We start from the raw sequence: 3540 nt of genomic DNA on the forward strand, positions 1-3540 counted from the left end.
ATATTGCCACTGGGATCCTGCACGCGGAACAAACCTTTGGGGCCGTCGATAGCCATGTCGAACTGGTTGCCGGTGGCGCTGATGGTACCCACGGTAAAGCGCTGATTGACGCTCGCGACCTGCACGCCCAGGCCCACTTTGCTATTGGCATACACGTCGGCGAACGTAGCCGAGCTGGCCTTGAATCCCACGGTGCCCGAGTTGGCGATGTTGTTGCCGATGACGTCCAGATTCTGCGCGGCTGCGTTCAGTCCGCTCAAGCCTTGTCCGAAACCCATGATCTACCTCGTTAATTGAATTTGATTCCAATGAAGCCGCGCGACGATACGACGTCCGTCGCTTCGACGCTGTGCTACATAATCTTGCGAATATCGAAAAGCGAATACGTGCCCGCCAGACCCAGCTCGAGCTGCAGACCGGTAGAAGCATAGGCAACGCTGGACACCTTGCCGGAACGCAAGGCTTCCGAAGCAACGGGCTCGCCCTCGGTATCCAGGGCCGCCACCTTGACGGTGTACGCGCCATCGCCCACGGGCAAGCCGGAATCGTCTTTGCCATCCCAGTGCATGCTGAAGACTCCCGCCTTATGCGGACCCTCGACCTCGATCTGACGAACAGCCTTGCCGCTGGCGTCCAGAATCGTCACGACCATCTTGGCTGCATCAGAGATGAGGTCAACGCCGAACGGCGTGGCGACCGGAGTCTTGACACCATCGACTTCGGTGCTGCCAAGAGAAATCTTTTCACCCGGCACCAGAACCTCTTTGCCAATCAGGCTTGCCGCCTGCATGGACTGGGACATGTCCATCTGGCCAGACAATGCCAGCAAAGTGTTGTTGAGCTGATTGATGCCGTTGACCGTAGACAACTGCGCGATCTGAGAGGTGACCTCGGCGTTATCCATCGGGTTAAGCGGATCCTGGTTCTGCAGTTGAGTCACCAGCAGGGTCAGGAACTGCGACTGGGTGGAGGCAGTCAGGTCGGCGGAACCCGCCGCGCCAAACAGCGACGCGTTGCCGCCACCAGCCAGGGGATTGACAGTGCTCATTCTTGCTTTCCTTATTGTCCGATGGACAGGGTTCGCAACATCAGGCTCTTGGCCGTGTTGATGACTTCAACGTTTGCCTGATACGAGCGCGACGCTGAAATCATGTTTACGGTCTCGGCCACAACATCCACATTGGGCATGGTCACATACCCGTCTGCGTCGGCCAGGGGATTCTTTGGGTCGTAACGCAAGCGTGGGGGTGCATCACTTTCTACAACGCCCGCCACCCGGACACCACCTACCGATTGCGTGTATGGCTGCCCGGGAGCCGGCTGCATCTGGAAAATGACCTCGCGGGCCTTGTAGGGTTGACCATCGGGGCCGGAAACACTGTCCGCGTTGGCCATGTTGCTGGCCGACACGTTCATGCGCTGCGACTGCGCCGTCAGGGCCGAACCCGCAATTTCAAAAATGCTCATCGAAGACATTGCCTGGCGTTCCTTCCGGTTTATTGTTGCAACGCGGCCATCAGGCCCTTGATGCGTTGTGAAATAATGTTCAGCTCAGTCTGATACTTGACAGTGTTGTCGGCGAACTGCACCCGCTCCACATCCATATCGACCGTGTTTCCGTCCAGACTCGGCTGCAAGGGCTGGCGGTAAAGCAGCTCTGCCGGATCCGGCGTGACGGCCTTGGCGGGAATATGCCGGGCCGATGTCAGCGTCAGCTGCGTGTCTGCCAGGCGCATGCTTTCGCCCATGGCATTGCGCAAGGCCTCGCTGAAATTGAAGTCACGTGCCTTGTAGTTGGGTGTGTCGGCGTTGGCGATGTTGGAAGCAAGCACCTCTTGCCGTTGCTGGCGCAAATTGATGGCGCTCTGGAAGAACTGCAGGTCTGCACCGATTCGATCTGTCATCTGCACTAAGCCTTTCTAAATTCTGAAACCCGGCGGCCGTAAGAACATGCAACCACCCAAGGCAAGTCGTGCGACAAGCCTTATCTCATGCTTGCCATGTTAAGCGGACGTGCCGCAAGACAAACACCGAAACAAGGCACTATTTGGCGGCCAATTCCTTCGTTGTCATTGCAGGCCGACCTATACAATTTCAGGCATGTTCAAGCATGTTCTTAGTACGTTCATCCTTATAGCGGGCGGTGTGTCCACCGCGTTCGCGTCTTCGATCATTCCTTTAAGCAACGAAGATTTTGCGAAACAGGCAGAGGAGTTCGTTCTGGAACAAGCGGCCGATTATCCGGGCCAGGCACGCGTAACCGTCAGCCCACCCGACATCAACCGCATGCCGGCTTGCTCGCAAAGCGAAGTATTCCTGCCCTCGAACGGACGCCTCCGTCCGCGCATGACGGTCGGGCTTCGTTGCCTGGCACCTTCACCCTGGACCTCGTATACACAGGTTGAGCTGGGCATTGAGGGCCACTATTATGTTGCCAGCCGCAGCCTGGATAGCGGCACGGTAATCACAGAAGACGACATCGCAACACGTGACGGCGACCTTCTTCGACTGGCTCCCGGTACCATTTTTGACCGCGACCGGCTGCTTGGCAGCATTACCACCCAACGCATAGGAACCGGTTCACCTATTCGCGAACGTGCTCTGCGCAGTGCGGATTCCGTCGCCCGGGGCCAGGCGGTCCGCCTGGAAGCACGCGGCGTCGGGTTTGTTGCGACCAGCGAAGGGACGGCAATGCAAAGTGGCGAGCCCGGAACGCAGATTCAGGTGCGTGCGGCGTCGGGACAAATGGTAAGCGGTACAGTATTGAACAGCCAGACAGTCCTGGTGCTGATGTAGCCCCAGTGATATAGACTCAGTGATGTAGACTCAGTGATATAGACTCAGTGATGTAGACCCGGTGATGTAGCCCCAGTGATATAGGCCCAGGTCACTTATGCAAGCAGCGCCTGTTGCCGCTAAACCTTTTAGTCGAAAGGCCGTTACAGCTTATACTTGAATTTATTGTAGTGATTCGCCTGCCCGGAGCCGCACTTGAAGATCACCTCCTCCTCCAGTCCCAGCATCAACAGCGTTACCAGCTCGCGTACGCCAGCCGGCACGCGTGCGGGCAAGAATGCTCCCGAACGATCCACGGTCGAGCTCAGCCCCGCTGCCCGTCAGTTGGCCACGCTCAAAAACAGCGACAACGACGTCGATGTGGCCCGTGTACAAGCCATCCGCGACGCCATCGCCTCAGGCCAGCTAAAAATCGACACCGGTCGTATAGCTGACTCATTACTGGCCAGTGCTCGCGAACTTCTCAAATAAGTCACCCCTTACCGCCCCCCCTTTACCATGACCGCCTCGCTCGACGCCTTGCAAACTGCTCTCGATAACGAGCTGGCCGCAGTTCAGCAGTTCATCGACATTTTGCACGCCGAGGCCGCCGCGCTTGAACAACCCGATAACTTCGACGCGCTCAATGCCACCACCTCCCAGAAAAACACCTGTATCGAGCAACTCGTGGCTGCAGGCAAAGATCGGGAACTGGTCTTGAAACAGATGGGTTTTACTGCTGATCGCGCCGGTCTTGAAGATGCC

At 57.5% G+C, this 3540-nt stretch carries 7 protein-coding genes; 3 read left to right on the forward strand and 4 right to left on the reverse strand.

From position 1 onward, the window contains the following. From Q1J88_RS12825 to flgB, 4 genes are all read right to left on the reverse strand, one after another. A partial coding sequence (locus Q1J88_RS12825) for a flagellar hook-basal body complex protein (protein ID WP_301118126.1) occupies window positions 1-278 on the reverse strand: 278 nt, incomplete at its 3' end. 74 nt (window positions 279-352) lie between these two features. Beyond that, the gene (locus Q1J88_RS12830; RefSeq protein WP_301118128.1) at window positions 353-1048 is read right to left on the reverse strand and encodes a flagellar hook capping FlgD N-terminal domain-containing protein; all 696 of its coding nucleotides are present in this window, start codon (window positions 1046-1048) and stop codon (window positions 353-355) included. 11 nt (window positions 1049-1059) lie between these two features. Further along, window positions 1060-1476, reverse strand: coding sequence for a flagellar basal body rod protein FlgC (gene flgC / locus Q1J88_RS12835; RefSeq protein WP_301118130.1), 417 nt, complete (start codon window positions 1474-1476; stop codon window positions 1060-1062). Between the two features lie 20 nt (window positions 1477-1496). Beyond that, complete coding sequence (gene flgB / locus Q1J88_RS12840) at window positions 1497-1904, reverse strand: flagellar basal body rod protein FlgB (protein ID WP_301118132.1); 408 nt, start codon at window positions 1902-1904, stop codon at window positions 1497-1499. Between the two features lie 241 nt (window positions 1905-2145). On the opposite strand from flgB, the gene flgA reads away from it, so the two are divergent. From flgA to flgN, 3 genes are all read left to right on the forward strand, one after another. After that, the gene (gene flgA / locus Q1J88_RS12845) at window positions 2146-2796 is read left to right on the forward strand and encodes a flagellar basal body P-ring formation chaperone FlgA (protein WP_301118134.1); all 651 of its coding nucleotides are present in this window, start codon (window positions 2146-2148) and stop codon (window positions 2794-2796) included. Window positions 2797-2991: 195 nt separating this feature from the next. Beyond that, entirely contained in the window at window positions 2992-3267 is a 276-nt protein-coding gene (flgM, locus tag Q1J88_RS12850; protein WP_301118136.1) for a flagellar biosynthesis anti-sigma factor FlgM, read from the forward strand. A 27-nt stretch (window positions 3268-3294) separates the two neighbouring features. Further along, a partial coding sequence (gene flgN / locus Q1J88_RS12855) for a flagellar export chaperone FlgN (protein ID WP_301118138.1) occupies window positions 3295-3540 on the forward strand: 246 nt, incomplete at its 3' end.

It is taken from the genome of Pusillimonas sp. (genome assembly GCF_029263785.1).
In the GTDB taxonomy this organism is placed as follows: domain Bacteria; phylum Pseudomonadota; class Gammaproteobacteria; order Burkholderiales; family Burkholderiaceae_B; genus Pusillimonas.